The organism is Salmonella sp. 741265050_HSA, assembly GCF_046569445.1.
Classification (GTDB): Bacteria; Pseudomonadota; Gammaproteobacteria; order Enterobacterales; family Enterobacteriaceae; genus Salmonella; species Salmonella enterica.
This window is the reverse complement of record NZ_JBKFSV010000001.1, coordinates 818,575-844,239: the sequence shown is the minus strand read 5'-3', so window position 1 is coordinate 844,239 and position 25,665 is coordinate 818,575. Positions and strand designations below refer to the sequence as shown.

25 protein-coding genes are annotated in these 25,665 nt (G+C 51.7%); 9 read left to right on the top strand and 16 right to left on the bottom strand.

Annotated features, from left to right (window positions below; translation table 11 throughout):
• Positions 1-4 precede the first annotated feature (4 nt).
• From appC to hyaA, 7 genes are all read right to left on the bottom strand, one after another.
• Complete coding sequence (gene appC / locus ACLD4F_RS04200) at positions 5-1,549, bottom strand: cytochrome bd-II oxidase subunit 1 (RefSeq protein ID WP_000263617.1); 1,545 nt, start codon at positions 1,547-1,549, stop codon at positions 5-7.
• Between the two features lie 74 nt (positions 1,550-1,623).
• On the bottom strand, positions 1,624-2,472 hold the full coding sequence (locus ACLD4F_RS04195; RefSeq protein WP_000063377.1) for a hydrogenase expression/formation protein: 849 nt from the start codon (positions 2,470-2,472) through the stop codon (positions 1,624-1,626).
• The gene (gene hyaE, locus ACLD4F_RS04190) at positions 2,469-2,873 is read right to left on the bottom strand and encodes a hydrogenase-1 operon protein HyaE (RefSeq protein ID WP_001262580.1); all 405 of its coding nucleotides are present in this window, start codon (positions 2,871-2,873) and stop codon (positions 2,469-2,471) included. Before hyaE ends, ACLD4F_RS04195 begins: the two co-directional genes overlap by 4 nt.
• Positions 2,863-3,459, bottom strand: a complete 597-nt coding sequence (gene hyaD, locus ACLD4F_RS04185; RefSeq protein ID WP_000993809.1) for a hydrogenase 1 maturation protease — start codon at positions 3,457-3,459, stop codon at positions 2,863-2,865. The genes hyaE and hyaD overlap by 11 nt, the downstream gene beginning before the upstream one ends.
• Entirely contained in the window at positions 3,456-4,187 is a 732-nt protein-coding gene (hyaC, locus tag ACLD4F_RS04180; protein WP_000147031.1) for a Ni/Fe-hydrogenase b-type cytochrome subunit, read from the bottom strand. The genes hyaD and hyaC overlap by 4 nt, the downstream gene beginning before the upstream one ends.
• 18 nt (positions 4,188-4,205) lie before the next feature.
• Positions 4,206-5,999: a Ni/Fe-hydrogenase large subunit gene (gene hyaB / locus ACLD4F_RS04175; RefSeq protein ID WP_000070982.1), complete on the bottom strand. Its 1,794-nt coding sequence runs from the start codon at positions 5,997-5,999 to the stop codon at positions 4,206-4,208.
• Complete coding sequence (hyaA, locus tag ACLD4F_RS04170; RefSeq protein ID WP_001058311.1) at positions 5,996-7,114, bottom strand: hydrogenase 1 small subunit; 1,119 nt, start codon at positions 7,112-7,114, stop codon at positions 5,996-5,998. The genes hyaB and hyaA overlap by 4 nt, the downstream gene beginning before the upstream one ends.
• A gap of 494 nt (positions 7,115-7,608) precedes the next feature.
• On the opposite strand from hyaA, the gene ACLD4F_RS04165 reads away from it, so the two are divergent.
• Complete coding sequence (locus ACLD4F_RS04165; protein ID WP_411010684.1) at positions 7,609-8,874, top strand: DUF4427 domain-containing protein; 1,266 nt, start codon at positions 7,609-7,611, stop codon at positions 8,872-8,874.
• A gap of 489 nt (positions 8,875-9,363) precedes the next feature.
• Here ACLD4F_RS04165 and ACLD4F_RS04160 read toward each other — a convergent pair whose 3' ends face one another.
• The 3 genes from ACLD4F_RS04160 to pth form a co-directional block, all read right to left on the bottom strand.
• Positions 9,364-10,131 (bottom strand): hypothetical protein, encoded by a 768-nt coding sequence (locus tag ACLD4F_RS04160; RefSeq protein ID WP_020898832.1) that lies wholly within the window; start codon positions 10,129-10,131, stop codon positions 9,364-9,366.
• A gap of 886 nt (positions 10,132-11,017) precedes the next feature.
• Positions 11,018-12,109, bottom strand: coding sequence for a redox-regulated ATPase YchF (ychF, locus tag ACLD4F_RS04155; protein WP_000505850.1), 1,092 nt, complete (start codon positions 12,107-12,109; stop codon positions 11,018-11,020).
• A gap of 116 nt (positions 12,110-12,225) precedes the next feature.
• On the bottom strand, positions 12,226-12,810 hold the full coding sequence (gene pth / locus ACLD4F_RS04150) for an aminoacyl-tRNA hydrolase (RefSeq protein ID WP_179125422.1): 585 nt from the start codon (positions 12,808-12,810) through the stop codon (positions 12,226-12,228).
• Positions 12,811-13,085: 275 nt separating this feature from the next.
• On the opposite strand from pth, the gene ychH reads away from it, so the two are divergent.
• Positions 13,086-13,364 (top strand): stress-induced protein YchH, encoded by a 279-nt coding sequence (gene ychH / locus ACLD4F_RS04145; protein ID WP_000823878.1) that lies wholly within the window; start codon positions 13,086-13,088, stop codon positions 13,362-13,364.
• A 44-nt stretch (positions 13,365-13,408) separates the two neighbouring features.
• Here the strand turns inward: ychH and dauA are convergent, their stop codons facing one another.
• The 4 genes from dauA to lolB form a co-directional block, all read right to left on the bottom strand.
• Positions 13,409-15,094: a C4-dicarboxylic acid transporter DauA gene (dauA, locus tag ACLD4F_RS04140; protein WP_001037181.1), complete on the bottom strand. Its 1,686-nt coding sequence runs from the start codon at positions 15,092-15,094 to the stop codon at positions 13,409-13,411.
• A 124-nt stretch (positions 15,095-15,218) separates the two neighbouring features.
• Positions 15,219-16,166, bottom strand: a complete 948-nt coding sequence (gene prs / locus ACLD4F_RS04135) for a ribose-phosphate diphosphokinase (RefSeq protein WP_001518537.1) — start codon at positions 16,164-16,166, stop codon at positions 15,219-15,221.
• A gap of 265 nt (positions 16,167-16,431) precedes the next feature.
• Positions 16,432-17,283 carry a 4-(cytidine 5'-diphospho)-2-C-methyl-D-erythritol kinase gene (gene ispE, locus ACLD4F_RS04130; protein WP_411010683.1) on the bottom strand — a complete coding sequence of 284 codons (852 nt, stop codon included), beginning with the start codon at positions 17,281-17,283 and terminating at the stop codon, positions 16,432-16,434.
• On the bottom strand, positions 17,280-17,903 hold the full coding sequence (gene lolB, locus ACLD4F_RS04125; protein ID WP_000174484.1) for a lipoprotein insertase outer membrane protein LolB: 624 nt from the start codon (positions 17,901-17,903) through the stop codon (positions 17,280-17,282). The genes ispE and lolB overlap by 4 nt, the downstream gene beginning before the upstream one ends.
• 313 nt (positions 17,904-18,216) lie before the next feature.
• On the opposite strand from lolB, the gene hemA reads away from it, so the two are divergent.
• The 6 genes from hemA to kdsA are packed head-to-tail and all read left to right on the top strand — an operon-like array spanning position 18,217 to position 23,520.
• Positions 18,217-19,473 carry a glutamyl-tRNA reductase gene (gene hemA, locus ACLD4F_RS04120; protein WP_134938126.1) on the top strand — a complete coding sequence of 419 codons (1,257 nt, stop codon included), beginning with the start codon at positions 18,217-18,219 and terminating at the stop codon, positions 19,471-19,473.
• A gap of 40 nt (positions 19,474-19,513) precedes the next feature.
• Positions 19,514-20,596, top strand: coding sequence for a peptide chain release factor 1 (prfA, locus tag ACLD4F_RS04115; RefSeq protein ID WP_000804703.1), 1,083 nt, complete (start codon positions 19,514-19,516; stop codon positions 20,594-20,596).
• Complete coding sequence (gene prmC, locus ACLD4F_RS04110; RefSeq protein WP_000347310.1) at positions 20,596-21,429, top strand: peptide chain release factor N(5)-glutamine methyltransferase; 834 nt, start codon at positions 20,596-20,598, stop codon at positions 21,427-21,429. Before prfA ends, prmC begins: the two co-directional genes overlap by 1 nt.
• Positions 21,426-21,815 (top strand): invasion regulator SirB2, encoded by a 390-nt coding sequence (gene sirB2, locus ACLD4F_RS04105; RefSeq protein ID WP_076935314.1) that lies wholly within the window; start codon positions 21,426-21,428, stop codon positions 21,813-21,815. The genes prmC and sirB2 overlap by 4 nt, the downstream gene beginning before the upstream one ends.
• A gap of 3 nt (positions 21,816-21,818) precedes the next feature.
• Positions 21,819-22,628 (top strand): invasion regulator SirB1, encoded by an 810-nt coding sequence (gene sirB1, locus ACLD4F_RS04100; protein WP_001257065.1) that lies wholly within the window; start codon positions 21,819-21,821, stop codon positions 22,626-22,628.
• Between the two features lie 37 nt (positions 22,629-22,665).
• Positions 22,666-23,520 carry a 3-deoxy-8-phosphooctulonate synthase gene (kdsA, locus tag ACLD4F_RS04095; protein ID WP_000811046.1) on the top strand — a complete coding sequence of 285 codons (855 nt, stop codon included), beginning with the start codon at positions 22,666-22,668 and terminating at the stop codon, positions 23,518-23,520.
• Positions 23,521-23,573: 53 nt separating this feature from the next.
• On the opposite strand, the gene chaA is transcribed toward kdsA, so the two are convergent.
• Positions 23,574-24,674: a sodium-potassium/proton antiporter ChaA gene (gene chaA / locus ACLD4F_RS04090; protein WP_000148418.1), complete on the bottom strand. Its 1,101-nt coding sequence runs from the start codon at positions 24,672-24,674 to the stop codon at positions 23,574-23,576.
• 266 nt (positions 24,675-24,940) lie between these two features.
• Here chaA and chaB point away from each other — a divergent pair, with 266 nt between their 5' ends.
• Positions 24,941-25,171: a putative cation transport regulator ChaB gene (gene chaB / locus ACLD4F_RS04085; RefSeq protein ID WP_023176685.1), complete on the top strand. Its 231-nt coding sequence runs from the start codon at positions 24,941-24,943 to the stop codon at positions 25,169-25,171.
• 79 nt (positions 25,172-25,250) lie between these two features.
• Here chaB and ACLD4F_RS04080 read toward each other — a convergent pair whose 3' ends face one another.
• Positions 25,251-25,604, bottom strand: coding sequence for a DsrE/DsrF/TusD sulfur relay family protein (locus tag ACLD4F_RS04080; protein WP_001179794.1), 354 nt, complete (start codon positions 25,602-25,604; stop codon positions 25,251-25,253).
• Positions 25,605-25,665 lie beyond the last annotated feature (61 nt).

The window sequence follows — 25,665 nt, the reverse complement described above, 5'->3', positions numbered from 1 at the left end:
TCCTTTATCCCTGTTGTTGCGCTTGTTGTTGATGTTGCATGGCGCTCGGCCCAAGACGCGCGTACTTCTGCATTAGATAGACTTCCGCGATTAAAAACAGGGTGTAAAGTCCGAGGATAAGCCCCATTGAGAAGGCCAACTGGCCCGGCGTCAGCGCGGAGTGAGCGTACCAGGTCGGCAGAATGTCCTGAATCGCCCAGGGCTGACGGCCAAACTCCGTCATAAACCAACCGGCTTCAATGGCAATCCACGGTAACGGCAGGCTCCAGAGCGTCATACGCAATACCCAGCGATGCTGGTCGATACGCATTCGCAGCGTCTGTATCAACGCAATCAACATCACCACTAACAGCAGCGAACCGCAGCCGACCATAATACGGAAACTCCAGAACACCGGCGCCACCTGAGGAATAGCGCCACGCTGGGCCGCACGATACTGCTCCGGCGTCACATGGTTCATATCCGGGGCATATTTCGCCAGCAGAATGCCGTACCCCAGATCGCCCTCAACGGCGTGAAACGCATTCAGTACCTGCGGCGAGCGATTGCCTTGCGCTATCTCCTGCATGAGTAGCCAGGCCTCCCGGCCACGCTTCAGGCGCGGCAGAGCGTCGTCCATCAGGTTTTTTAACCCCGGAACCGGCGTATCCAGCGAATGGGTGGCCAGAATACCCAGCAGAGCAGGGATCTTCACGGCAAATGCATTACGCTCCTGTTCCTGCTGCGGCCAGGCAATCAGATGAAACGGCGCGGGCGCGGGTTCGGTTTGCCATTCGCCTTCCATCGCCGCCAGTTTCACCGGCTGAATTCGGGCGACTTCGTAGGCCGAACTGTCCCCCAGTTGCAGGGTTCCCAGAATGGCCAGGGTGCCGAATACTGAGCCGATAGCAAACGAGCGCAAGGCCACCTCACGCTCGCGGCCACGTAGCAGATACCAGGCGCTGATGGACATAATAAACATGGCGCCGGTGACATAACCGGACATGACGGTATGGACGAATTTCACCTGGCTCACCGGGTTAAAGACCAGATCGCTGAAGCTGCTCATTTCCATCCGTAACGTATCGATGTTGAAATGAGCGCCGGTAGGATACTGCATCCAGCCATTGGCATTCAGAATCCATAATGCTGAAATATTGGAGCCGAAGGCCACCAGCCAGGTGACCAGCAGGTGTTGGTATTTATTCAGCCGCTGCCAGCCGAAAAAGAACAGACCGACAAAAGTGGATTCGAGAAAAAAGGCCAGTAACGCTTCCATCGCCAGCGGCGCGCCGAAAATATCGCCCACATAGTTGGAATAGAGCGACCAGTTAGTCCCGAACTGAAACTCCATGGTCAGGCCGGTAGCCACACCGAGAGCAAAATTGATCCCGAAGAGCTTGCCCCAGAAACGCGTCATATCGCGGTAGACGGTTTTCCCCGTCACCACATAGATCGTCTCCATGACGGCCAGCAAAAAAATCAGCCCAAGCGTAAGAGGAACAAATAAAAAGTGATACAGCGCGGTCAGCGCAAACTGCCAGCGCGATAAGTCAATGACATCCCACATGCTAACTCCTGTAGGCAGAAAGAGAGTAAAAAGCTAATCAGTACCGGACACCGGTGACGTTCCTGTTGAGAGCGTTAGCGCGTCTCCAGCCATCGGCAGACTTCATCCAGGCGCTGGCGCGAATCGGCCAGATCTTCCGGGGCCGCCAGTACCAGCTCCGGCAAAGGACAAATCTCATAGCTATCGAGCAACGGCCCTTTAAGGGCGTCCAGACAGCGTACATGCCAGAGATGGCGCAATGCTGTGGCGTTGATTTGGCTTTCGCCATACCCGGAGATGCGAATCTGGATGTTCCCGTGTCCGCATAAACGCGCCAGAAAAAGACGATCGGCCTCGCTGAGCGGCAGTTGGGTCAAATTGATGCTGTGAGGTTGCAACGCCGGATCGCGTACGTGCGCCAATAACTCATGGGCCAGCGGCAGTCCATTCATCAGGCCAGCGACAGGCGGAGGCAGCAGAGAGTCGTCAGGCAGCGTATCGGCAGTCGCCGCTTGCCATAATGTCAGGGGCGCGCTACCCGCTTCCAGACGATCCGTCAGCAGACGTCGGTTATGCAGATGGCGTACCCGCCACAGGCCGCAGAAGATGGTCTCCTGGATCTCGCTTTCACTCCCGTCCGGATGCTGAATGCGTACCGAGACTTCGCCTTCGCCCAATAGCGTATTGAGGAATGAGAGATCATCGGCATTCAGGGGAGATAACTCCCATCCCAGCACGTCGCCGACTTCCGGGATGCGCCGGGCAAGCTGACCTCGCAGATCGGTCAACAATGCCATCACCGCCGGGCTGTGAGCGCAGCGCTCCAGCGCCGCCATACTTGGGTCGCCATTGACCTGACAGGTGAGCGGTAAGGGATTCATCGAGAAACTGGCGTCATCAGGCTGCGTACCTGGCCCCAGCAGATGAAAAAAGGCGTTGCTCATTGTACTGTCTCCTGCGCTGCGGGAGTGTCAACCATCGAACGCATCAGCGTGAGCAGTTCAGCCCAGGGATGAATGCCGCTGAGCGCGCCGCGTAGCTCGCCGTCTGTAAAAACTAACGTCGCCGGAAACCGACGAACATTAAAGCGATCGCCGATAGCTTCGCTTTGTTCAAGGTCGGCCACCGCCACCTGCCAGTCAAACTGCGGGAACTCACGCAGGAGTTCGGCAATCATCACCGGGTTATCGCTGACTTCCGGCGTACGCCGCGGATCGCTACTTAACAGGATGACGCCATCTCCAACCCGTTTGATCCAGTCGTCTACCGTGGAAGCCTCTACCGGTTGCCATCCACGGGTTAACAGGCGTTGCCATAGCGCAGAGAACGGGGTGTCATTCGCCACTTCTTTTGCCCTCCAGACGTGTCTGATACTGACGTATGCGCACTCCCTCATAATTTTCCATCGACAGGCATTTATAGTTCAGGCAGCGTGCGACCTCGTTTGCCTGCGGTACGATCCCCCAGGCGGCCAGTTGCGCCAGGGCGGCCTGTTCCGCCGCCGGTAGCTGGCTGCGAGCTATTTCGCTCAGGCTACCGCCATAGTCGTCCAGTTGCGCCGGTTGCAGGCCGACCAGCGCTATGTGACAGGGCAGATGCCCGCGGATGTCGGCCAGCGCCAGAACTTCGGAAAAACTGTTTTGATGCAGGCTCATTTTTTTGGCGCTGAGATACGCGGGGATTTTCTCGCCGGCATAGGTTCGCAGGCTGCCCGGCGCCAGGCCGTAATCGATCGCGTCAAGGAGCAGGAGATGGCTGGCTTGCTCAACATAACCTAACAGGTTTAGCCCTTGCGTACCGCCGTCCACAATTTCTACCTCTTCAGGCCAGTGATATCGGGCATACAAACGCTCCGCGACCCGGATACCGAATCCTTCATCGGCCCACAGCAGGTTTCCTAACCCCATCACCACTACGCGTTGCGCATTCATGAGGGCTCCTTGTCGTGTGGTTTGGGGAATTTGTGGCTGCGATAGCCATTGATCATGGTGGAGATCACCGTATCGTCGGACATAATGTCTTCCCGGATAGCGAGGTAAACGTGCCCGACGATGAAGGCGGCGATCAGCCACATGCCCAGTCGGTGCCAACTGTGAATATCGATGGAGTTGCCGCCGGTCCAGTAGAAAAATTCAACTACATAGCGGAACGGCGCAAAGATGGCGTACTGGCTATGCTCGCCAAACAGAGCGAAACCGGTGAGGATCATAAATACCGACAACAGGAAATAACCGAACATCGCGGCCTGCGCGACAGGGTTATGTCCGATGTCGCTCCCCGGTTTTTTCTCCAGAAACAGATACCAGCGGACCACGGAGAAAGCGCCTTGCCACCAACTGCGACGCCAGACCGGGACGATAAACAGCTCTCGCGAATAGCGGTTGCCGACACAGGCCCAATAAATTCGCCCCAGCAGTAACACGGTAAAGATCATCGCGGCGGCAAAGTGGATCAGCCGGATATAGCCCATATAAAACAGATAGGTCGCCTCGCCACTCACCGACGGCAGCGGTCGGCCAATGAAGTAGCCTGTTACCATCAGTACCAACATGCAGGCGACCGTTAGCCAGTGCCACAGGCGTACCGGCGCTTCAAACACATAGTGGCTGACGGCAGTATCACGCGCCTCCCCGACGCGTGGAGATAGCTTTCCAGTCATCGTTCTTTTCCTTAACGCTTAGCGTACCTGGACGGCAATCAGCTCGCTGCCGTCGTCGCCGAGCACGTGGGTTGAACAGGCGAGGCAGGGGTCGAAGCTGTGCAGCGTCCTCAGGATTTCTAACGGTTGGTCGGGAATCGCCATTTGCGTTCCCATCAATGCCGCTTCATAGGCGCCGATCTGTTTTTTAGGATCGCGCGGGCTGGCGTTCCAGGTGGTGGGAACCACGCACTGATAGAGTTCAATCTTCTGATCGCGTATTGACGCCCAGTGTCCCAACGCTCCGCGAGGCGCTTCGGTAAAACCGATGCCGCGGCAGTGCTGCGGCCAACTGGCCGGTTCCCATTTCTCGGTATTGGCGGTGGCCAGGTCGCCGTTTTTCAGGTTGGTCATAAGCCTGTCGAAAAAATACTGCAGCTTACCGACGGCCCATTGCGCTTCGTGCGCGCGGCATAAAATACGGCCAAGCGTAGACTGGATACCGGAGAGCGGCAGTTTAAGGGCGGACATCATGCGATCTACCGACTCTATGGTGGCGGCATCCCCTTTGTGGTACGCGATAAGCGTTCGGGCAAGCGGGCCGACTTCCATGGCATGACCCCGCCAGCGCGGCGCTTTAATCCAGGAGTAACGTTCCTGCTCGTTGAGCTGCTGGATATGCGTATCGCTGCCTTTGACATCACCCGGGTTGTACCAGGGATCGGTAATGCCGTCAAAAGGATGACGCCCCAGCCGATCGTCCGGATAGCGGTACCAGGCGTGATCCACAAACTCCTGTATCTGCTGCGGATCGGCCAAATCTACCGGCATGACATTTTTAAAATCGCCATTGACCACCGCGCCGCCCGGCATTAACAGGCTTTGCTGGCTGAAGTCGTTGGCAATGTCCGGAAATGCGCCGTAACTCAGCACGCATTTATCCGACAGACCGGTGCCAATTTGACTCCATGCTTTATTGAACTGGCCGATAGCCAGCGCGTCCGGAACCATCACGTTGTTAATGAAGTCGGCGGTGCGGGTGATGATCGACTGCACCAGGTTGAGGCGCTCCATATTGATAGCCCCGACCGCGCCGCTTTGATCGAGATTGATCGCGCACGGCATTCCGCCGACGATCCAGTTAGGATGGGGGTTCTTACCGCCAAATATGGTATGGATTTTGACGATCTCGCGCTGGAAGTCGAGGGCTTCAAGATAGTGGGCAAACCCCATCAGATTAGCCTCTGGCGACAGTTTGTACTGTGGATGTCCCCAATAGCCGTTACGGAATATCCCAAGCTGGCCGCCATCGACAAATTTCTTTAATCGATTTTGTACGTCAAAGAAGTAGCCCGGCGATGACATCGGCCAGGCGGAAAGGCTTTGCGCCAACTGCGAGGTGGCGCGCGGATCGGCTTTCAGCGCATTCAGAACATCAATCCAGTCCATACCGGCTAACTGATAAAAATGGACCAGATGATCGTGACACCACAACGTAGCCAGCATGATGTTACGTATAATATTGGCGTTATCCGGCACCTGGATACCAATCGCATCTTCGATAGCGTACACCGATGCCAGAGCATGTACCCCGGTACATACACCACAAATACGTTCAACAAACGCCCAGGCGTCACGCGGGTCACGGCCTTGCAGAATGATCTCCAGCCCGCGGAACATCGTGCCGCAGGAAACGGCATTGGTAATGACGTTTTGCTCATCAATGTTCACTTCGCAGCGCATATGCCCTTCGATGCGGGTAATCGGGTCCACGATCAGACGACGGCCGGCGTCGTTAACGGTATAACCCTGGGTTTGATACTGGTTACTCATGCCTGTTTATCCTCATTGTCCGGCTGTTGTTCGGCTTGCGCTAACTGTTGTTTGTGGCGTTTACGTTGGTTGAGCGCGCTGGCGATAGCGTGACCGCCAACGCCCGCCGCGACCACGCCCAGCGCGGTCAGCCCCACCGTATCGGCGGTTGAATGGGTACCCATCTGGGGAATATCCACCACGCGGCTATAAAACGAGCCGCGATCCCAGAAACCATTTTCTGAACATCCCAGACATCCGTGACCGGACTGGATAGGAAAGGAGACGCCGTCATTCCAGCGTGTGGAGGAGCAGGCGTTATAGGTGGTTGGCCCTTTACAGCCCATCTTGTACAGACAGTATCCCTTGCGGGCGGCGTCATCATCCCAGCTCTCGACAAATTCACCGGCGTCAAAATGGGCGCGACGGTAGCATTTATCGTGGATACGCTGACCGTAGAACATCAGTGGACGGCCCATGCGATCGAGTTCCGGCAGACGATCAAACGTCACCATATAGGTGATAATGGCGCTCATGACATCCGGGATTGGCGGACATCCAGGGACTTTCACGATCGGCTTGTCGGTGATCACTTTATCGATAGGCGTTGCCTGGGTTGGATTGGGGCGGGCGGCCTGGACGCAACCCCAGGAAGCGCAGTTTCCCCAGGCAATAATAGCGCTGGCGCCCGCGGCGGCTTTCTTCAGTTTTTCAATAAACGGGCGGCCGCCGCTGATACAGAACATCCCTTGTTCTCCTAACGGCGGATTGCCTTCCACCGCCAGAATGTATTTCCCGGCGTAGCGAGTGGTAATATCATCAAAGACTTCTTCGGCCTGTGCGCCGGCGGCGGCCATCAGGGTGTCGTCATAATCAAGGGAAATCAGCGAGAGGATCACATCTTTGGCTAGCGGGTGCGAGGAACGGATAAAGGATTCGGTACAGCAGGTGCATTCCAGTCCATGAATCCAGACCACCGGAATCCGCGGTTTATTCTCCAGCGCCCAGGCGATCTTTGGCGTCATTCCGGCGCCCAGTCCCAGCGATGTGGCGGCAAGGCTACAGAATTTGAGAAAGCTGCGTCGGGTCACTCCCTTACGACGCATGGCTTGATAAAAGGTCTCCTCGTTATTCATAACGCGTATTTTTTCTCCTTTTTGCACCACGCTCCGCCAGGGGCATAAGGCGCTTTTGCGGGTCCGTTGACGTTCCGCCAGCAAGGTAAATCATTGGGTTACGCGCGAGCGCGGAAACGAGCCCGATTCACTTTGCACCGGCGTATACCGCCAGAAATAATGTGAAAAAAGCGTATCGGATTAATGATAAGAAACAATGTGAAGTGTGTGGGTATAGCTTATAGCGGTATATTTATACCCATTATCGATTTTTCGACGAAAGGGCCGTGGCGGGGAAGGACGGTTGAGCTTGTTCCAGGATGAGGTTTTCAGTGAGCAACCTCGGGTAGATTTAGCCTGGTCTCGCCATTTCAGGGATACGTAAGTTGACGCAAAAGGAGGGAGGGTTTGATGTCATCGTTAAAAGAAGCATACTTCGTGATGATTTTTATATAAAATGATGGTGCTGGTTTTAAAGGAATGCAAAAAAGAGACCATTTGAAAGAGAGCGCCCCATGAAAAATAACATCAGATTTGACTTATCCGATTATTTGATTCATTTTTTTCGGGACGTTGATTTAGAGACCGGTAGCCATATTTATTTGCCTGAACACTGTGGTTTTAATAATCAGCACCACGCCTGTTTCATTGATGCTAAATATTTACTTCGATTATCTTTACGCAGTCATAAAATTTTCTCGTCCTGGTCATACCGAAATGGGCAACGAACCGTATATGGCGACTCCCCGGTGGTATGCTTTACAGATATGCCGATTGCAGCTTATTTAGAAACTGGTGTACGCCGATTAGAACGAAATGAAAAAATCGGTTTATATGCAATCGTTTTACCTAAAGAGCAAATGTTTAATTATGGGGCAAGGCCAGTCATATATGGGTTGGATGAGCATAACAATGCTCGATGCTCGCAAGGCAGAAACGGGGAACGTATTCTTGATGAAACGGCTCTTCCTTTGATTGAACAATATAGATATGTTACTTATGTTCCAGGTAAGATTGACTGGACACATGAACGCGAATGGCGATGGCCATATCGTGGCGATATTAAAAATTTCCTTAATCATATTAAAGAGTATGGTATTCCGGAAAACATTGAAAGCACCCCAGGGTTTGATTTTAGATCAAGCGAAATAAGTGGTGCGGGAATAATAGTCCCATTTGCAGAAGATATCTCTACCGTAGCTCACGATATTTTAACTTTAATTGACCGGGGTGTCATTGGAAGAAATACTTTCAAATTCATTATAGCTGTAGAGAGTTTACAATCATGGACCCAGCTCTCGGAACCGGGCGCGTTACTGACTTGTATTAATGATAATACTTTCGGATTTGAATCTTTTTTTGATTTATCTGCATCTAAAGTAAAAAATTATGCTGATTCTATCAATGATTATGTAAATGAATTATACTCAAAAAAAGATTTTCTAAATGATAGTTATGCAATGGAATTTGGAAATGCCTGGGTCTGGATTCATGATAACCAATCCCAGGTGGTACGGGCGTTACTGCAGGCTGGAATGATCAACGTTAATAAAGAAGGGCGGTACTTATTAGATATTAATTTGGCTTCTGTTGATTGGCCATTAAGAAGAAAAGAAGCTTTCGCAAGTCATGTTGCGGGATGGCTCAAACATCGTTTTGATATCGAAGCGGGAAGGTATTCCGTTTGGGGAAAAGATGATTATGATGCGATCCCAAGTTATGAGACGCCGCTAAAGGACCAGCATCCTTTTTATAATCATACAGTGAATGTCGACTGGTAATTAAGAAAAGAACTTACCCTGTTAGATCTGCGTTAATTTAACGCATTGATTTTTATAGATGAATGAAAGACATTAGAGTCTATTATAAAATAGACTGTAATTAAAATTGCACATCTGTCTGTTTTTGATATGTGTATTCCAACAACAGAGTCAGGCAGCTTGTGGACGAATTAAAATTCTGCGGCTCGCTACGAAAGTTGCTACAGCCCTTAAAAACTATAGGCGCTGTCGAATCGCTATGGACAGCCTTTGAGAAACGCAAAGTATTTCTGACGGAGGCAAGATTATTTATCCGGCGATCAAGGATGCGTCGAAAAATGGAGTGTGTTGCTCTGGAGTGCTGGCGAAGAACCGTTTTATTATCGGAGTTTGGTGACCGTCTGACGATCACCTTCAAGAAAGCAGGCAGTTACAGATAATTACTAGTAACCTCTGATAACAGGCACTTTTCATACTCTTTTATGCATCATAAAATGCTGTCTGAACTTGTTAAGCTCTTTCCATAGCATTTGTAAAATAACTATTTTCAAGATATTGATACCAGTGCTCGAAAGATTCATCTTCACCTTTTGGTGCATAGCAATTACCATTCTTATAGAGTTGACCACCAATTAGATAGTGAGATACTCTTAATGTCAATATACCATTTTTAATAGAAAGACTATTTAGTTTTGATTTTTTGTTTCCTTCATCTATAAAATAAAAATAAACGTGGTGATTTGTTTTTGAAAGCTCAAGGAGTTTCTGAAAGGTATCCCTTTCTGGGTAGTGAGTACGAATTACTTCAATGATAATGTTTGGATAGGCTGAGCGGGGGAAAAATTTGTTTCTATCCCTTCCTCCAATATCGGGTTGAATATAAGAATCCTCATGAAATGCAATACGTGCGTCCTTTTCTTTATACCACCCAAAATCACTATCTTTCAGCGGACTAAAAATTACTTGCTCTTCATATGTTCGATCCTCTGCAAAAACATATGTAGAGAACTTAACAGCTTCAATATTTTTATTATTTAACTCATCATATAAATAATTTACGCAATTATCGTGAGTTGGATTATCTTCGGCTCTACCTAACCTTTTGCCGAAAGATGGATTTCCTACTCTTCTGAAATGGGGAGTAATCTCATTTCTTACAGGGACAACAATACAGTCATCTTCATTAAGAAGAGGTTCCTCCTTCATTCTTGGATATAAAGTATGGTCAAAGATATCGCATTCCGAATAGTCTCGGCCTGAGATTAGTCCTCTTGGCATATGTGCTCCTTAAGCTTAGATGTTTAAACCTTGTAATAAAATTTATCTGAAAAATTAAATGTTCTTTTATGATATATTATAATGAACATATGAAGTTTACCACAGGATATTACTGTAGCTTGATAATAATCAATATAATTATCGTTAATCCGCACTCAGTGGTGATTAGATTGCTTGAATTAATCTATTCTCAGCTTGCATAAAATTGATGAATAATATCAATCTGGATAGTTATAAATGATATCTTTAAAGTACTTTATGGTTTCGCAACGCTGTGATAGCTATTATGGTTGGTTGTTAAATTCGTGACCAAATTTTAATATTTACCAATGCTGATATGCGAAAATCGAATGAAGTTTCCCTTTCAACGGACAGTAAATTCTTCGGGGACCTAAAGAATGCAGGGGCGGACACCGTTTTGAAGCCTGTTAGAAGGCGCCTTTAGAAATCTACCGATACTGAAGTTCCTAATATTTATAATATGGGTGATAATGGTGGTAAAAATTCACCTTATAGATATTCCATTGATAGAAAATATCGTATCACTTTGGTGTAAATATACAATTCGTGAACATTGTTCCCTAAATTATGTAGTCTTTGGTGGCGAGTCTATCTGTTCTGGAACCAGTCATTCAGACAATTCACTGCCATTTTGAAAACGTTAACTGTAGTGAGCTTCTGGATGCTCAGCTAATTTGAGTGGGCGGACTTATCATGTGTGAAAATAGCTGCTTATTGTATTCACCGGAATGCTCAGTTTTAGTCGCGTTTCTACGCTCTCATCTGAGATACTATAAAAGATAAAATCCACGCCATTGCGTGGATTTTATAGGGTTTTACCGCTGTCATGAGGTTCAATGAAACCTCATGAGACAACAAATGTTATTTAGACGTTGAACAGGAAGTTCATTATATCGCCATCTTTAACGATGTAATCTTTGCCTTCCGCTCGCATCTTACCGGCTTCTTTCGCGCCTTGTTCACCTTTATAGGTAATAAAGTCGTCAAAGGCGATAGTTTGGGCGCGGATAAAGCCTTTTTCGAAGTCGGTATGGATTTTACCTGCTGCCTGCGGCGCGGTTGCGCCAACCGGAATGGTCCATGCGCGAACTTCTTTCACCCCGGCGGTAAAGTAGGTCTGGAGGTTCAGCAGGCGATAACCCGCGCGAATAACGCGGTTCAGCCCCGGCTCTTCCAGACCCAGTTCAGCCATAAATTCGTCGCGCTCGTCATCATCCAGCTCAGCAATATCAGCTTCGACGGCGGCACACACCGGAACCACGACCGAACCTTCTTTCGCGGCGATTTCGCGAACCTGGTCCAGATACGGGTTATTTTCAAAACCGTCTTCATTGACGTTAGCGATATACATTGTCGGCTTCAGCGTCAGGAAGCTTAAATAACGGATAGCCGCTTTATCTTCGTCCGTCAGGTCCAGCGAACGCAGCATCCCCGCTTCGGCCAGGTGCGGCAGGCATTTTTCCAGTGCGGCCAGTTCCGCTTTGGCGTCTTTATCGCCGCCTTTGGCTTTCTTCTGTACGCGATGGATAGCGCGCTCGCAGGTATCGAGGTCAGCCAGCGCCAGTTCGGTATTGATAACATCAATATCTTCTGCCGGATTTACTTTACCCGCCACGTGGATGATATTGTCGTTCTCAAAGCAGCGAACCACGTGACCGATAGCTTCGGTTTCACGGATATTGGTCAGGAACTGGTTACCCAACCCTTCGCCTTTGGATGCGCCTTTTACCAGACCGGCGATATCCACGAACTCCATCGTGGTTGGTAGAATGCGTTGCGGTTTAACAATCTCAGCCAACTGGTCCAGACGCGGATCGGGCATCGGCACGACACCGGTATTCGGTTCGATAGTGCAGAACGGAAAGTTTGCCGCTTCAATACCGGCTTTTGTCAGCGCGTTGAACAGGGTGGATTTCCCGACGTTGGGCAGACCGACGATACCGCATTTGAATCCCATGATTTAACTCACCTTAATATCTTAATAATCAACCTGTTATAGAAAACAGATTGCAGAAATGGAAATAACTTCGCCTATTATACACGGCGTGCGGCAAAAATGCCGCACATCACTGGTTATTGCGCCTTAAAGGTATGCAAACGGCTTGTTGCTTTGGCCAGACCCTCTTTGAACCACAATTCCGTACAGCGTGCCGCTTCGTCAATGGCCTCATCAATTAATTTTTGTTCAGAAACAGGGGGTTTACCCAGCACGAAACCAACAACTTTATTTTTATCGCCTGGATGACCAATTCCAACACGTAAGCGGTGAAAGTTGGGATTATTACCCAGCTTGCTGATGATGTCTTTCAGACCATTGTGGCCGCCGTGGCCGCCGCCAAGTTTAAATTTCGCGACGCCCGGAGGGAGATCCAGCTCGTCGTGAGCGACCAGAATTTCTTCCGGCTGAATACGGTAAAAACTGGCCATTGCGCCAACTGCTTTACCACTGAGGTTCATGAACGTGGTGGGTACCAGCAGGCGAACATCTTCCCCTTCCAGCGTGATGCGTGAGGTATAGCCAAAGAATTTAGGCTCTTCACGCAACGGCGCGCGCAGGCGCTCCGCCAGTAAATCGACGTACCATGCGCCTGCATTGTGTCGCGTCGCGGCATATTCCGCGCCGGGATTCGCCAGACCAACAATCAATTTAATTGCCACGTTTTTTGTCCTGAGTAGATCCATAACTGGCGCGTAGTTTACTGTCTGTCTGCCCGCTTGACAAAACACAGCGACACTCTGAAGTAAATTAAATAATTGCCAGCATTGATTATTAAAAATGTAAACTGTTCAGAGTGTTATTTGTAAAGTTTTGTTAAATGAAAATTTACATTTGTGATCACACCCGCACTTACAAATGGAAGTGTTGTCTATACTTTACACATAAAGTTTAGGGGGATTTCCTAAAAACAACCCAAAAGTTCCGGAGGTGACATATGAAACGCAAAAACGCTTCGTTATTCGGTAACGTGCTGATGGGGTTGGGGCTGGTCGTGATGGTTGTCGGCGTGGGTTACTCTATTTTAAACCAACTGCCGCAGTTTAATTTGCCGCAATTTTTTGCGCATGGCGCAATACTGAGTATTTTTGTCGGGGCAGTTCTTTGGCTGGCGGGGGCTCGTGTAGGGGGGCATGAGCAGGTGAGCGACAAATATTGGTGGGTACGTCACTATGACAAACGTTGCCGCCGTAACGATAATCGTCGTCATAGCTAACCGGTTCAGGCCCGGTAAGCGTTATCGCCACCGGGCATTGTCCATTAACTGAGTAAATCCGCTAACGCCTCCGTCCTGTTCGGGAAGAAGGTCAGACGCCCAGGAATAGGTTTGATACCGGCACGCGCCATTGTGCGCAGCGGTTGGAACTCCAGATTACTGATACGCAATTCGCAACCCTCCGGCAGACGCTTCACAAAACGCTGAAAAGCATCAAGCCCGCCTGCATCCAGCACTGGTACTGCGTCCCATTTCAGAACGACGATACGTTTGCCCTTAATACGTGACTCAAGGTCAGTAAACAGTCCTTCCGCCGCGGCGAAAAAGAGTGGACCGATAACACGCAGCACCAGCACATCATCAGGCACATCGACATTGACCGGCGCAAGTCGAGTCATTCGCGCAATACGGCGCATAAACAGCAGGGAAGCAAGGACAATCCCCACGCTGATGGCGATGACCATATCAAACAGAACCGTTAATGACATGCACAGCAGCATAACGATGATGTCGTCTTTCGGCGCATGGCGTAACAGATCCACCACTTTATGGGCTTCACTCATATTCCATGCCACCATCAGCAGTAGCGCCGCCATCGCGGAAAGCGGCAGCCAGGAGAGTAGCGGGGCCAAGACCAGTAGCGCCAGAATGACCAGGATAGCGTGAATTACCGCCGAGATGGGAGAGGTCGCGCCAGCGCGGACGTTGGCGGCAGAGCGGGCAATCGCGGCGGTGGCGGTGATGCCGCCAAAGAACGGCGCGACCATATTCCCCAGTCCCTGGCCGATAAGTTCGCTGTTAGCTTTATGTTTGGTGCCGGTCATGCCGTCCAGCACGACGGCGCAGAGCAATGATTCGATTGCCCCCAGCATTGCCATCGAGAAGGCCGCTGGCAGCAGCGCGCGCAGTGAATCCCAGCTTAGCGTGAAATCGGAGCCAGGAAGACTCCACGGCAGCATCAGTTGCGGCAGGAGCTGCGGGATGCCGTTGCCCTGAGTGCCGTCAGCCAGAACGTAATGGAACTGTGAGCCGATAGTCGCCACATTGCCGCCCAGCAGATTAACGATCCCCATCACGGCGCAACCGGCCAGTAGCGCGGGAAGATGTCCTGGCAGACGAATACCGAGACGCGGCCAGAAAATCAACGTTCCCAGCGTTACCACGCCAATGGCGGCATCGCCAATATTGACGGTGGGCAACGCCATAAACAGCGCGCCGACTTTCTGCAAATAGTGCTCTGGCACATGGGCCATCTGCAGACCAAGAAAATCTTTAATCTGCATGGTACCGATGGTAATACCAATCCCTGAGGTAAAACCCAACGTGACCGACACCGGGATATATTCAATCAATCGCCCCAGTCTCGCCAGGCCGAAAAGGATCAGGAAGAAGCCCGACATCAGCGTGGCGACCAGTAGGCCCGCCAGACCAAACTGTTGCGACACCGGATACAAAATCACCACAAACGCGGCGGTAGGGCCGGAAACGCTAAAGCGCGAGCCGCCGGTTAGCGCGATCACGATCCCGGCGACAGCGGAGGTATAGAGGCCATACTGCGGCGCAACGCCACTGCCAATTGCCAGCGCCATCGCCAGCGGGATAGCAATAATCCCGACGGTGATCCCGGCTATCACATCACGGGTGAACCGGGAGGCGGTATATTTTTCTTTCCAGCAAGCATCGATGAGAGCGCGGAAAGGCATCACATGTGAGGAAAATAATTTGTTCACAATAATGTTTCATCCATGAGCGCATCATCTGTCAACTAAATGGCAGGTGAAGGAGGCATAAGTCATACAAAAGGGTGTTACAGACAAAAAAACCCGCCGCAGCGGGTTTCAGATCCGGGTTCGATCAATGCTCGAACATGGCGGAAATCGATTCTTCGTTGCTGATACGGCGAATCGCTTCGGCCAGCATACCTGACAGGGTCAAGGTACGCACGTTCGGCAGCGCTTTGATTTCGTCGGTCAGCGGAATGGTGTCGCAGACAACGACTTCATCAATGACGGAGTTGCGCAGGTTGTTTGCCGCATTGCCTGAGAAGATCGGGTGCGTCGCGTAGGCAAACACGCGTTTAGCGCCACGTTCTTTCAATGCTTCTGCTGCTTTGCACAGAGTACCGCCGGTATCGATCATATCATCAACCAGCACGCAGTCACGGCCAGCGACGTCGCCGATGATGTGCATCACCTGAGAAACGTTCGCGCGCGGACGACGTTTATCAATGATAGCCATATCGGTATCGTTCAGCAGCTTAGCGATAGCGCGGGCACGAACCACGCCGCCAATATCCGGGGAAACCACGATCGGGTTATCCAGATTCAGTTGCAGCATATCTTCGAGCAGGATTGGGCTACCGAACACGTTATCAACCGGAACGTCAAAGAAGCCCTGGATCTGTTCAGCATGCAGATCTACGGTGAGAACGCGGTCAACGCCGACGCTGGACAGGAAGTCAGCGACAACTTTTGCGGTAATCGGCACACGGGCGGAACGTACGCGACGGTCCTGACGTGCATAGCCAAAGTAGGGGATAACGGCGGTGATACGACCTGCGGAAGCACGACGCAGGGCATCAACCATAACGACCAATTCCATCAGGTTGTCGTTGGTTGGGGCACAAGTGGACTGGATGATGAAAATATCACCACCGCGTACATTTTCGTTGATTTGTACGCTGACTTCGCCGTCGCTAAAGCGACCTACGGCGGCGTCGCCGAGAGAAGTGTACAGGCGGTTGGCAATACGTTGTGCTAGTTCCGGGGTGGCGTTACCAGCAAAAAGCTTCATATCAGGCACGAGAAGAACCTCAGGCATGCGTCCATTGGTGGAAAGAATCTGCCGAAAACTGTGCGGGCCAGGCAAAATCCTATCCAGGCGGTGTATTAAAGAGCGCGATGCAACGTCTGGAACAAGGTGACGTTGTCACCGAAGCTCAGCTTGCCCGGCTTACTCGTCTTCATTCACGTTTCATGTGCGCTGGTATCGATGCCTCACACCGGTCAAATACGGCATATATGACCGGCGATTCGTCATTTCGCCATCTTCCTGAAACCCGAATGCGTTAGAGTAACTCTCGATGCAATGGGGAGAGGTTGACACCCTTCGCCACAAAAGCATTGAGCCATTCCGGGGCTTGCTCAAGCACCTGGCGAGCACAAGACTCTGTATCGAATTCAGCAAAGACACAGGCCCCTGTCCCAGTCAGGCGCGACGGCGCGTATTCTAACAGCCAGGAAAGCGCCGCATCAACCTCGCGAAAACGTTTTCTTGCGATAACCTCGCAATCATTGCTGAATTCACATTTTAGTAACGTATCTATTGACCTTTTTGGCGTATTACGCGGCAATTGAGGATCTTTAAAGATAACCGGCGTCGGAATGCTTACGCTAGGGTGCGCGACCAGATACCATTTTTCCGGCGGATTCACCGGCGTTAATATTTCGCCTACGCCTTCGGCAAACGCGGCGTGGCCACGAACAAAGACCGGGACGTCGGCGCCGAGCGTCAGGCCGAGCGTCGCCAGTTCATCAATGGAAAGCCCGCATTGCCAAAGATGATTGAGCGCCACCAGAACGGTCGCGGCGTTAGACGAGCCGCCACCCAGACCGCCGCCCATGGGAAGGCGCTTCTCAATGCTGATATCCGCGCCGCTTCCGGCGGGCAGGCGTCCACTCTCCGAGGCGACTTTCATCAACAGCCGCGCGGCGCGGACGATCAGATTGTTTTCATTTTCAACGCCGGTAACCGGCGTTAATAAATGGATTTCGCCATCGTGACGTGGTTCGATGTGGAGTGTGTCGCCATAATCCAGAAACTGAAACAGCGTCTGCAGCGTGTGGTAGCCGTCTGCACGCTGTCCGGTGATATATAAAAACAGGTTTAATTTTGCCGGAGAAGGCCAATGGGTCATCATTTCACAATCCAGTTATCCATTTTCAGCTTAATGCGCTGACTGCCGTCTGAAAGCTCCATATTGGCAGGCATGGCAGGCTGCGTTTTGCTGTCATAGCCACCGTAAACCACTTTCCAGTTTTTACCATCCTGGCGGTAGTTCACTTCGCTCAGGCGGTACTGGTCGTCCAGTTTGTAGTCGGTGGCATCGCCAGGCAGACCGAGGATCCACTGCCGCAGGCTGTTTAACGGAATCGGCATCCCGGTGAGTTTGCCGATCATCTCTTCGGCGTCATCGGCGGTATAACGCTGGCCTTTGTTATCCACCAACTGGACGTTGCCCGGCTGGGCGTTAAGCTCCAGCTCGGTGCTGCCCAATGGGTTGGTAAGCAGCAGACGGTAGCGATCCTGTCCGGTCTGTTGCCAGAAGAAGCGCGCATAGACTTTCTGATCATCTGAGATGTAAGCAAAGGCGCCGCGCGTCTGGTATTGATTCAGATGACGCACCTCTTGCTGATGCTGGCGCCACTGAGGGGAATCCGGGCTCTTGCCCGGGCCTTTATGCCCAGGAAGCGTACAGGCGGTGAGAACCAGGCTTGCTAACGGCAGTAGACGAATCAGGCGAAAATCGGGCAGGGTCATAGTGATGACGAATCCTTGTGATACGGTGCAATAATTGCCTGATGGCGTTACGCTTATCAGGCCTGAAAACTGAACCTGCAGGCTGTAAAAACGTTCGCGCCGCGATTCGGCAAATTTTTGCTATCGGTTACAGTTATAGCCTTTAATGCTAGCGCCGCCTGGTGACATCGTCTACTTTCAAGTTGTCTTAAATCATCAAATTAGCGAGCGCTGCCAATTACTCCAAAAGGGGGCTCTCTCTTTTATTGACCACGCGCATCCTGTATGATGCAAGCAGACTAACCATATCAACGCTGGTACTACTCCCGCAGACATGACCCTTTTAGCGCTCGGTATTAACCATAAAACGGCACCTGTATCGCTGCGAGAACGCGTAACGTTTTCGCCGGACACGCTTGATCAGGCGCTGGACAGCCTGCTTGCGCAGCCAATGGTGCAGGGCGGGGTCGTGCTGTCAACCTGTAACCGTACAGAACTGTATTTGAGCGTGGAAGAGCAGGATAACCTGCAAGAAGCGTTGATCCGCTGGTTATGCGATTACCATAACCTGAACGAGGACGATCTGCGCAACAGTCTGTACTGGCATCAGGACAATGACGCCGTCAGCCACCTGATGCGCGTCGCCAGCGGTCTGGATTCACTGGTGCTGGGCGAACCGCAAATCCTCGGTCAGGTGAAAAAAGCGTTTGCGGATTCGCAAAAAGGCCACCTTAACGCCAGCGCGCTGGAGCGAATGTTTCAGAAGTCTTTTTCCGTCGCCAAGCGAGTGCGGACTGAAACCGATATCGGCGCCAGCGCCGTCTCCGTCGCGTTTGCCGCCTGTACGCTCGCCCGCCAAATCTTTGAATCGCTCTCGATGGTCACTGTACTGTTAGTTGGCGCGGGTGAAACTATTGAACTGGTGGCGCGTCACCTGCGCGAGCATAAAGTACAAAAGATGATTATCGCCAACCGAACCCGCGAGCGCGCGCAAGCCCTGGCGGATGAGGTTGGCGCTGAGGTTATCTCGCTCAGCGATATCGACGCCCGCTTGCAGGATGCCGATATTATCATCAGTTCGACCGCCAGCCCGCTGCCGATTATCGGTAAAGGTATGGTGGAGCGCGCATTAAAAAGCCGTCGCAACCAGCCGATGCTGCTGGTGGATATCGCCGTACCGCGCGACGTTGAGCCGGAAGTCGGCAAACTGGCGAACGCTTATCTTTATAGCGTCGATGATTTACAGAGCATCATTTCGCATAATCTGGCGCAGCGTCAGGCTGCGGCGGTGGAAGCGGAAACGATTGTTGAGCAGGAAGCCAGCGAGTTTATGGCCTGGCTACGCGCCCAGGGGGCCAGCGAGACCATTCGGGAATACCGTAGTCAGTCGGAGCAGATTCGTGACGAACTGACTACCAAAGCGCTGTCGGCCCTTCAACAGGGCGGCGATGCGCAAGCCATCTTGCAGGATCTGGCATGGAAACTGACCAACCGCCTGATTCATGCGCCAACGAAATCACTTCAACAGGCTGCCCGTGACGGGGATGACGAACGCCTGAATATTCTGCGCGACAGCCTCGGGCTGGAGTAGCAGCACACACCACACTTTTTTACAGGGTGAATTTACGCCTATGAAGCCTTCTATCGTTGCCAAACTGGAAGCCCTGCACGAACGCCATGAGGAAGTTCAGGCGTTGCTGGGCGATGCGGGAATTATCGCCGACCAGGACCGCTTTCGCGCATTGTCGCGCGAATATGCGCAATTAAGCGACGTTTCTCGCTGTTTTACGGACTGGCAACAGGTTCAGGACGATATCGAGACGGCTCAGATGATGCTCGACGATCCTGAAATGCGAGAAATGGCGCAGGAAGAACTGCGCGAAGCGAAAGAAAAAAGCGAACAACTGGAGCAACAGTTACAGGTACTGCTGCTGCCGAAAGATCCGGACGATGAACGAAACGCGTTCCTTGAGGTTCGCGCCGGCACCGGCGGCGACGAAGCCGCGCTGTTTGCCGGCGATCTGTTCCGCATGTACAGCCGTTATGCCGAAGCGCGCCGCTGGCGCGTGGAGATCATGAGCATGAGCGAAGGCGAGCATGGCGGTTATAAAGAGATCATCGCCAAAATCAGCGGCGACGGCGTGTATGGCCGACTGAAATTTGAGTCCGGCGGACACCGCGTACAGCGTGTTCCGGCGACCGAGTCGCAGGGGCGTATCCATACCTCCGCCTGTACCGTCGCCGTGATGCCGGAGCTGCCGGAAGCCGAGCTGCCGGATATTAACCCGGCGGATCTGCGCATTGATACGTTTCGTTCTTCCGGCGCGGGCGGTCAGCACGTTAACACCACCGACTCCGCTATCCGTATTACCCACTTGCCGACCGGCATCGTGGTGGAATGCCAGGACGAGCGTTCGCAGCATAAAAACAAAGCGAAAGCGCTCTCGGTGCTTGGGGCGCGCATTCACGCCGCCGAAACGGCAAAACGCCAGCAGGCCGAGGCGTCAACGCGCCGCAACCTGCTTGGCAGCGGCGATCGCAGCGATCGTAACCGGACCTATAATTTCCCCCAGGGGCGCGTGACCGATCATCGTATTAATCTGACGTTATATCGCCTTGATGAAACGATGGAAGGTAAGCTGGATATGCTGATTGAGCCGATTGTTCAGGAACATCAGGCTGACCTGTTAGCCGCATTGTCCGAGCAGGAATAATGGATTTTCAGCACTGGCTGCATGAGGCGGTAAACCAGCTCCGGGACAGCGACAGCCCCCGGCGCGACGCCGAGATCCTGCTTGAGTACGTTACGGGCAAGGGGCGGACGTATATTATGGCCTTTGGCGAAACGCCGCTTACCGACGTCCAGCAACAACAGCTCGCGGATCTGCTGCAGCGGCGTAAACAGGGCGAACCCATTGCGTACCTGACGGGCTTACGCGAATTCTGGTCGCTGCCGCTCTTCGTTTCACCCGCCACGCTAATTCCGCGCCCGGATACCGAATGTCTGGTGGAACAGGCGTTGGCGCGATTGCCGGTCAAAACCTGTCGTATTCTGGATTTAGGCACCGGAACTGGCGCGATTGCGCTGGCGCTGGCCTGCGAGCGACCGGATTGCGAGGTGACTGCGGTCGATCGTATGCCTGATGCGGTTGCGCTGGCGATACGCAACGCGGAACATTTGGCTATCCGGAATGTGCGTATACTGCAAAGTTGTTGGTTCAGCGCGCTATCGGGGCAGCAGTTCGACATGATTGTCAGCAATCCGCCCTACATTGATGCGCAGGACCCGCACCTTAGCGAAGGCGATGTACGCTTTGAACCGCGCTCGGCGTTGGTGGCGGACGAAAACGGTATGGCGGATCTGACGCATATTATCGATAACGCCCGTCAGATGTTAACGCCCGGCGGCTTCCTGCTGCTGGAACACGGTTGGCAGCAAGGCGAAGCGGTAAGAGCGGTTTTCAGGCGGTCTGGTTACTCGGATGTAGAAACGTGTCGTGATTATGGCGGGAATGAACGCGTGACCTGCGGACGTTTTACGCCATGACAATTGCAATGTTGCTCACGCTTCATCTTATCTGTGTTGCGCTCTCCGTCAGTTTGTTTATCGCTCGTTACTGGTGGCGCTATTGCGGCCATGCGTTGGCCGCCGCGCGCTGGACACGAATCGTGCCTCCCGTCATAGATACCCTGTTACTGTTTAGCGGTATCGGGTTAATCGTTAAAACGCACATCCTGCCATTCACGGAATCGGGCGCATGGCTGACTGAAAAACTGTTTGGCGTTATCATCTACATCGTTTTGGGTTTTATTGCGCTTGATTATCGTCAGGCGCGCAGCCAGCAGGCGCGTTTTATCGCTTTCCCGCTGGCGCTGGTGGTGCTGTACATCATCATTAAACTCGCCACCACAAAAATACCGTTACTGGGGTAAGTCATGAGGTCGTTAGCTGATTTCGAATTTAACAATGCGCCGCTGTGTGATGGCATGATCCTGGCATCAGAGATGATTCGCCTGGATTTTCCCACGCAGTTTGTCTACGACGAACTGGAACGTCTGGTCAGTCTGGCGCAGGAAGAAATTAGCCAGCTCCTGTCTCAGGATGAGCAACTGGAAAAATTGCTGGCACTTTTTTACGGCGAGTGGGGGTTCACGGATTCCCGCGGCGTCTACCGTCTTTCTGATGCTTTATGGCTCGATAAAGTCCTGAAAAAACGCCAGGGGAGCGCGGTATCGTTGGGCGCTATTTTATTATGGATAGCAAACCGTCTTGATTTGCCGTTGGTGCCCGTTATCTTCCCAACGCAGTTGATTTTGCGTATTGAATCGCTGGAAGGGGAAATGTGGCTGATTAACCCGTTCAACGGTGAAACGCTTGATGAACATACTCTGGAAGTCTGGTTAAAAGGCAATATTAGTCCGGTCGCCGAGTTGTTTAATGAAGATTTGGACGAAGCGGATAACGCCGAAGTGATTCGTAAGCTACTGGATACGCTGAAATCCTCGCTGATGGAGGAACGGCAAATGGAGCTGGCGCTGCGCGTTAGCGAAGCATTGTTGCAATTTAACCCGGAAGATCCTTACGAAATCCGTGACCGCGGGTTGATCTACGCGCAGCTTGAGTGTGAACACGTTGCGCTGACTGATTTAAGCTACTTCGTTGAACAGTGTCCGGAAGACCCGATCAGCGAAATGATTCGTGCGCAGATCAACACCATTGCGCACAAGCAAATTGTTCTACATTAATTAACCGACATTTTACCTATAAGTGTAAGGCGATCCTATGAAACAAAAAGTGGTTAACATTGGCGACATTAAGGTGGCAAATGACCTGCCGTTTGTGCTGTTTGGCGGTATGAACGTGCTGGAGTCACGCGATCTGGCAATGCGCATTTGTGAGCACTACGTAACCGTTACCCAGAAGCTGGGTATTCCTTACGTGTTCAAGGCCTCTTTTGATAAAGCCAACCGTTCCTCTATTCACTCTTACCGTGGGCCGGGTCTGGAAGAAGGGATGAAAATCTTCCAGGAACTCAAACAGACATTTGGCGTAAAAGTGATCACTGACGTCCATGAAGCCAGCCAGGCGCAGCCTGTGGCTGATGTGGTTGACGTGATTCAGCTCCCGGCGTTTCTGGCGCGCCAGACCGACCTGGTGGAAGCGATGGCGAAAACCGGCGCTGTGATTAACGTGAAAAAGCCGCAGTTCGTAAGCCCGGGTCAGATGGGCAATATCGTGGATAAGTTCCATGAGGGCGGTAACGATAAGGTGATTCTGTGCGACCGCGGCGCGAACTTCGGTTATGACAACCTGGTGGTGGATATGCTGGGCTTTAGCGTGATGAAAAAGGTCTCCGGCAACTCGCCGGTGATTTTCGACGTTACCCATGCGCTGCAATGCCGCGACCCATTTGGCGCTGCCTCGGGCGGTCGTCGTGGTCAGGTGACCGAGCTGGCGCGCGCCGGTATGGCTGTCGGTCTGGCGGGCCTGTTCCTGGAGTCGCATCCGGACCCGGCTAACGCGAAGTGCGACGGTCCTTCCGCACTGCCGCTGGCGAAACTGGAGCAGTTCCTGACCCAGATAAAAGCGATTGATGATTTGGTGAAAAGCTTCGACGAGCTGGATACCGAGAACTGATTGCGGTTTTTAGCTTGTGTAGGCCGGATAAGATACTATCCGGCTTTTTTATATCAGGCAAAAATCGTCATCAGATAGGCGGCAAATAAAGCCAGATGCGCCGCGCCGTTTAGCACGTTGGTGCGTCCGGTAGAGAACGAAATATGGCACAGCACTAACGAGGCCACCATCACTACCATTTCCGGCGCGCCTAAACCAAACACCAGATCATTACCTGTCGCCCAGGCGATGAGCGTGACAACCGGCACGGTTAATGAAATCGTCGCCAACACCGATCCGAAGAACAGATTCATTGCCCGCTGAACCTGATTATTCAGTACCGCCTTCAGCGCGCCCAGTCCTTCCGGCGAGAGAATTAACAACGCGACCAGGAAACCGGTAAAGGCGACCGGGGCGTTCATGCTGGTCAGCAACGCCTCCAGCGGGCTGGCATTCATTTTGGTAACGGCAATGACCGCAATTAAATGAATGAGTAACCAGACCGTATGCCAGCCGCTACTGTGCGCGGAGGGTTTACCGTGGTGTGGATTGTCATCATCGCCTTCATCTTCATGTTCATAGATAAATAAGCTCTGGTGCGTTTTGGTTTGAATCAACAAAAATACGCCGTACATCGCGGCGGAAATTAACGCGACCAATAATGCCTGACCAGTAGAAAAATTGGCTTGCGGCAATGCCATGGGAAAAACCAGCACAATAATCGCCAGCGGAAATAGCGCGATAAGATACTGCTTAATCCCAAATAAATTCATATATTGCGTTGCGAATTTACGCCCGCCCAACAACAACGAGAAACCGACCAGTCCCCCGGTGACAATCATAATAATAGAGTAGAGCGTATCGCGCATAAGCGTTGGCGCAGCATCGCCGGTAGCCATCAGCGCGGAAATTAAACTCACCTCAAGAATAACGACGGACAGGCTTAAAATAAGCGATCCATAGGGTTCGCCGAGTCGGTGCGCTAATACATCGGCATGACGGACCACGCTAAATGCGCTGCTTAAAATACCAATAAGTGCAAGGATATTGATGCCAATAACCACTGGTAGTGACTGGCTGCTTCCCCAAAGGAACAGCACTACCAGCGCAAGAACCGGGAAAATAAGCGAAGTCTCCTTATGGCGGGTTTTCACCGCCTCACAGGCATGTGTCATGAGGGTCTCCCTTGTGCAGGTGTTAATATTTTGGAAAGAGTAAAGAAGGTAAAAATAGCAGAAATTTGTATTTTTTTAGTGGTTTTTTACGTAGTTTTACGGCGTAGACGATTTTTTTCTTTCAAGGTCAGTAAAACAAGCATCTTGTTTTAACAGTGTTTAAATAACAAAAAGTTAATTTCCGTAAAAAGCAAAAATCCTCCTCGACTGGCGTAATAACGCATTGTTTACCACACTTAATGTTTTCCCTGAAGACGGAGGCGGTGATGCCGTATAAAGCCAAAAGTGATTTACCCGATAATGTGCGGAATGTTCTTCCAGCCCATGCCCAGGAAATTTACAAAGAAGCGTTTAATAGCGCCTGGGAGCAATATAAAGATAAAGCCGATCGTCGTGATGACGCCAGTCGAGAGGAAACCGCACACAAAGTCGCCTGGGCGGCGGTTAAAAACGATTATGAAAAAGGCGAGGATGATAAATGGCATAAGAAAAAATAAACGCGGTATTACTCACGTGTTAGCCTGATTTTCTTGCCGGAAGTCTATCCTGACGCGGGAGCTTTTCCCGCGTACAGATTCAAAATGTCAGCACTTTGTCCGCCGCCAGCGTCCATTGCGCCAGCTCGACCAGCGTTCCGATTTCCACACCGTCAATCAGCGGCAGTGGAGTGATACCACGTCCGTCCGCACAGGTTTTGCATAATTTTACCGGTACGTTTTGCGCGGTCAGAATTTCCAGCATTTGCTGAATATTGTAGCCTTCGGCTGGTTTTTGACCGCGTAACCCTGCGGTTACGGCATCTGACATCAAAAACAGGCGTAAATCGAGATGGCTTTCCTGCTCGCGCAGCGCAATGGCCAGACGCAGGCTATTAAATAATGATTCGCTGCCGTAGGCGGCGCCGTTAGCGATAATGACGATATTTTGCATGAATAACCCTTCTCCTCGAGAAATTTTGTCGGCAATGGCGTTATGTTACCTCGGGAACCGG

What these genes read in the sequence shown, in the direction of transcription:
- ispE (WP_411010683.1), bottom strand. Translation starts at nt 17,283, where the DNA reads ATGATGACCCATTGGCCTTCTCCGGCAAAATTAAACCTGTTTTTATAT.
- chaB (WP_023176685.1), top strand. Translation starts at nt 24,941, where the DNA reads ATGCCGTATAAAGCCAAAAGTGATTTACCCGATAATGTGCGGAATGTT.
- hyaD (WP_000993809.1), bottom strand. Translation starts at nt 3,459, where the DNA reads ATGAATGCGCAACGCGTAGTGGTGATGGGGTTAGGAAACCTGCTGTGG.
- hemA (WP_134938126.1), top strand. Translation starts at nt 18,217, where the DNA reads ATGACCCTTTTAGCGCTCGGTATTAACCATAAAACGGCACCTGTATCG.
- lolB (WP_000174484.1), bottom strand. Translation starts at nt 17,903, where the DNA reads ATGACCCTGCCCGATTTTCGCCTGATTCGTCTACTGCCGTTAGCAAGC.
- prfA (WP_000804703.1), top strand. Translation starts at nt 19,514, where the DNA reads ATGAAGCCTTCTATCGTTGCCAAACTGGAAGCCCTGCACGAACGCCAT.
- ACLD4F_RS04165 (WP_411010684.1), top strand. Translation starts at nt 7,609, where the DNA reads ATGAAAAATAACATCAGATTTGACTTATCCGATTATTTGATTCATTTT.
- chaA (WP_000148418.1), bottom strand. Translation starts at nt 24,674, where the DNA reads ATGACACATGCCTGTGAGGCGGTGAAAACCCGCCATAAGGAGACTTCG.
- prmC (WP_000347310.1), top strand. Translation starts at nt 20,596, where the DNA reads ATGGATTTTCAGCACTGGCTGCATGAGGCGGTAAACCAGCTCCGGGAC.
- sirB2 (WP_076935314.1), top strand. Translation starts at nt 21,426, where the DNA reads ATGACAATTGCAATGTTGCTCACGCTTCATCTTATCTGTGTTGCGCTC.
- ACLD4F_RS04160 (WP_020898832.1), bottom strand. Translation starts at nt 10,131, where the DNA reads ATGCCAAGAGGACTAATCTCAGGCCGAGACTATTCGGAATGCGATATC.
- appC (WP_000263617.1), bottom strand. Translation starts at nt 1,549, where the DNA reads ATGTGGGATGTCATTGACTTATCGCGCTGGCAGTTTGCGCTGACCGCG.
- sirB1 (WP_001257065.1), top strand. Translation starts at nt 21,819, where the DNA reads ATGAGGTCGTTAGCTGATTTCGAATTTAACAATGCGCCGCTGTGTGAT.
- hyaB (WP_000070982.1), bottom strand. Translation starts at nt 5,999, where the DNA reads ATGAGTAACCAGTATCAAACCCAGGGTTATACCGTTAACGACGCCGGC.
- hyaC (WP_000147031.1), bottom strand. Translation starts at nt 4,187, where the DNA reads ATGACTGGAAAGCTATCTCCACGCGTCGGGGAGGCGCGTGATACTGCC.
- ACLD4F_RS04195 (WP_000063377.1), bottom strand. Translation starts at nt 2,472, where the DNA reads ATGAGCAACGCCTTTTTTCATCTGCTGGGGCCAGGTACGCAGCCTGAT.
- ACLD4F_RS04080 (WP_001179794.1), bottom strand. Translation starts at nt 25,604, where the DNA reads ATGCAAAATATCGTCATTATCGCTAACGGCGCCGCCTACGGCAGCGAA.
- ychH (WP_000823878.1), top strand. Translation starts at nt 13,086, where the DNA reads ATGAAACGCAAAAACGCTTCGTTATTCGGTAACGTGCTGATGGGGTTG.
- ychF (WP_000505850.1), bottom strand. Translation starts at nt 12,109, where the DNA reads ATGGGATTCAAATGCGGTATCGTCGGTCTGCCCAACGTCGGGAAATCC.
- hyaA (WP_001058311.1), bottom strand. Translation starts at nt 7,114, where the DNA reads ATGAATAACGAGGAGACCTTTTATCAAGCCATGCGTCGTAAGGGAGTG.
- kdsA (WP_000811046.1), top strand. Translation starts at nt 22,666, where the DNA reads ATGAAACAAAAAGTGGTTAACATTGGCGACATTAAGGTGGCAAATGAC.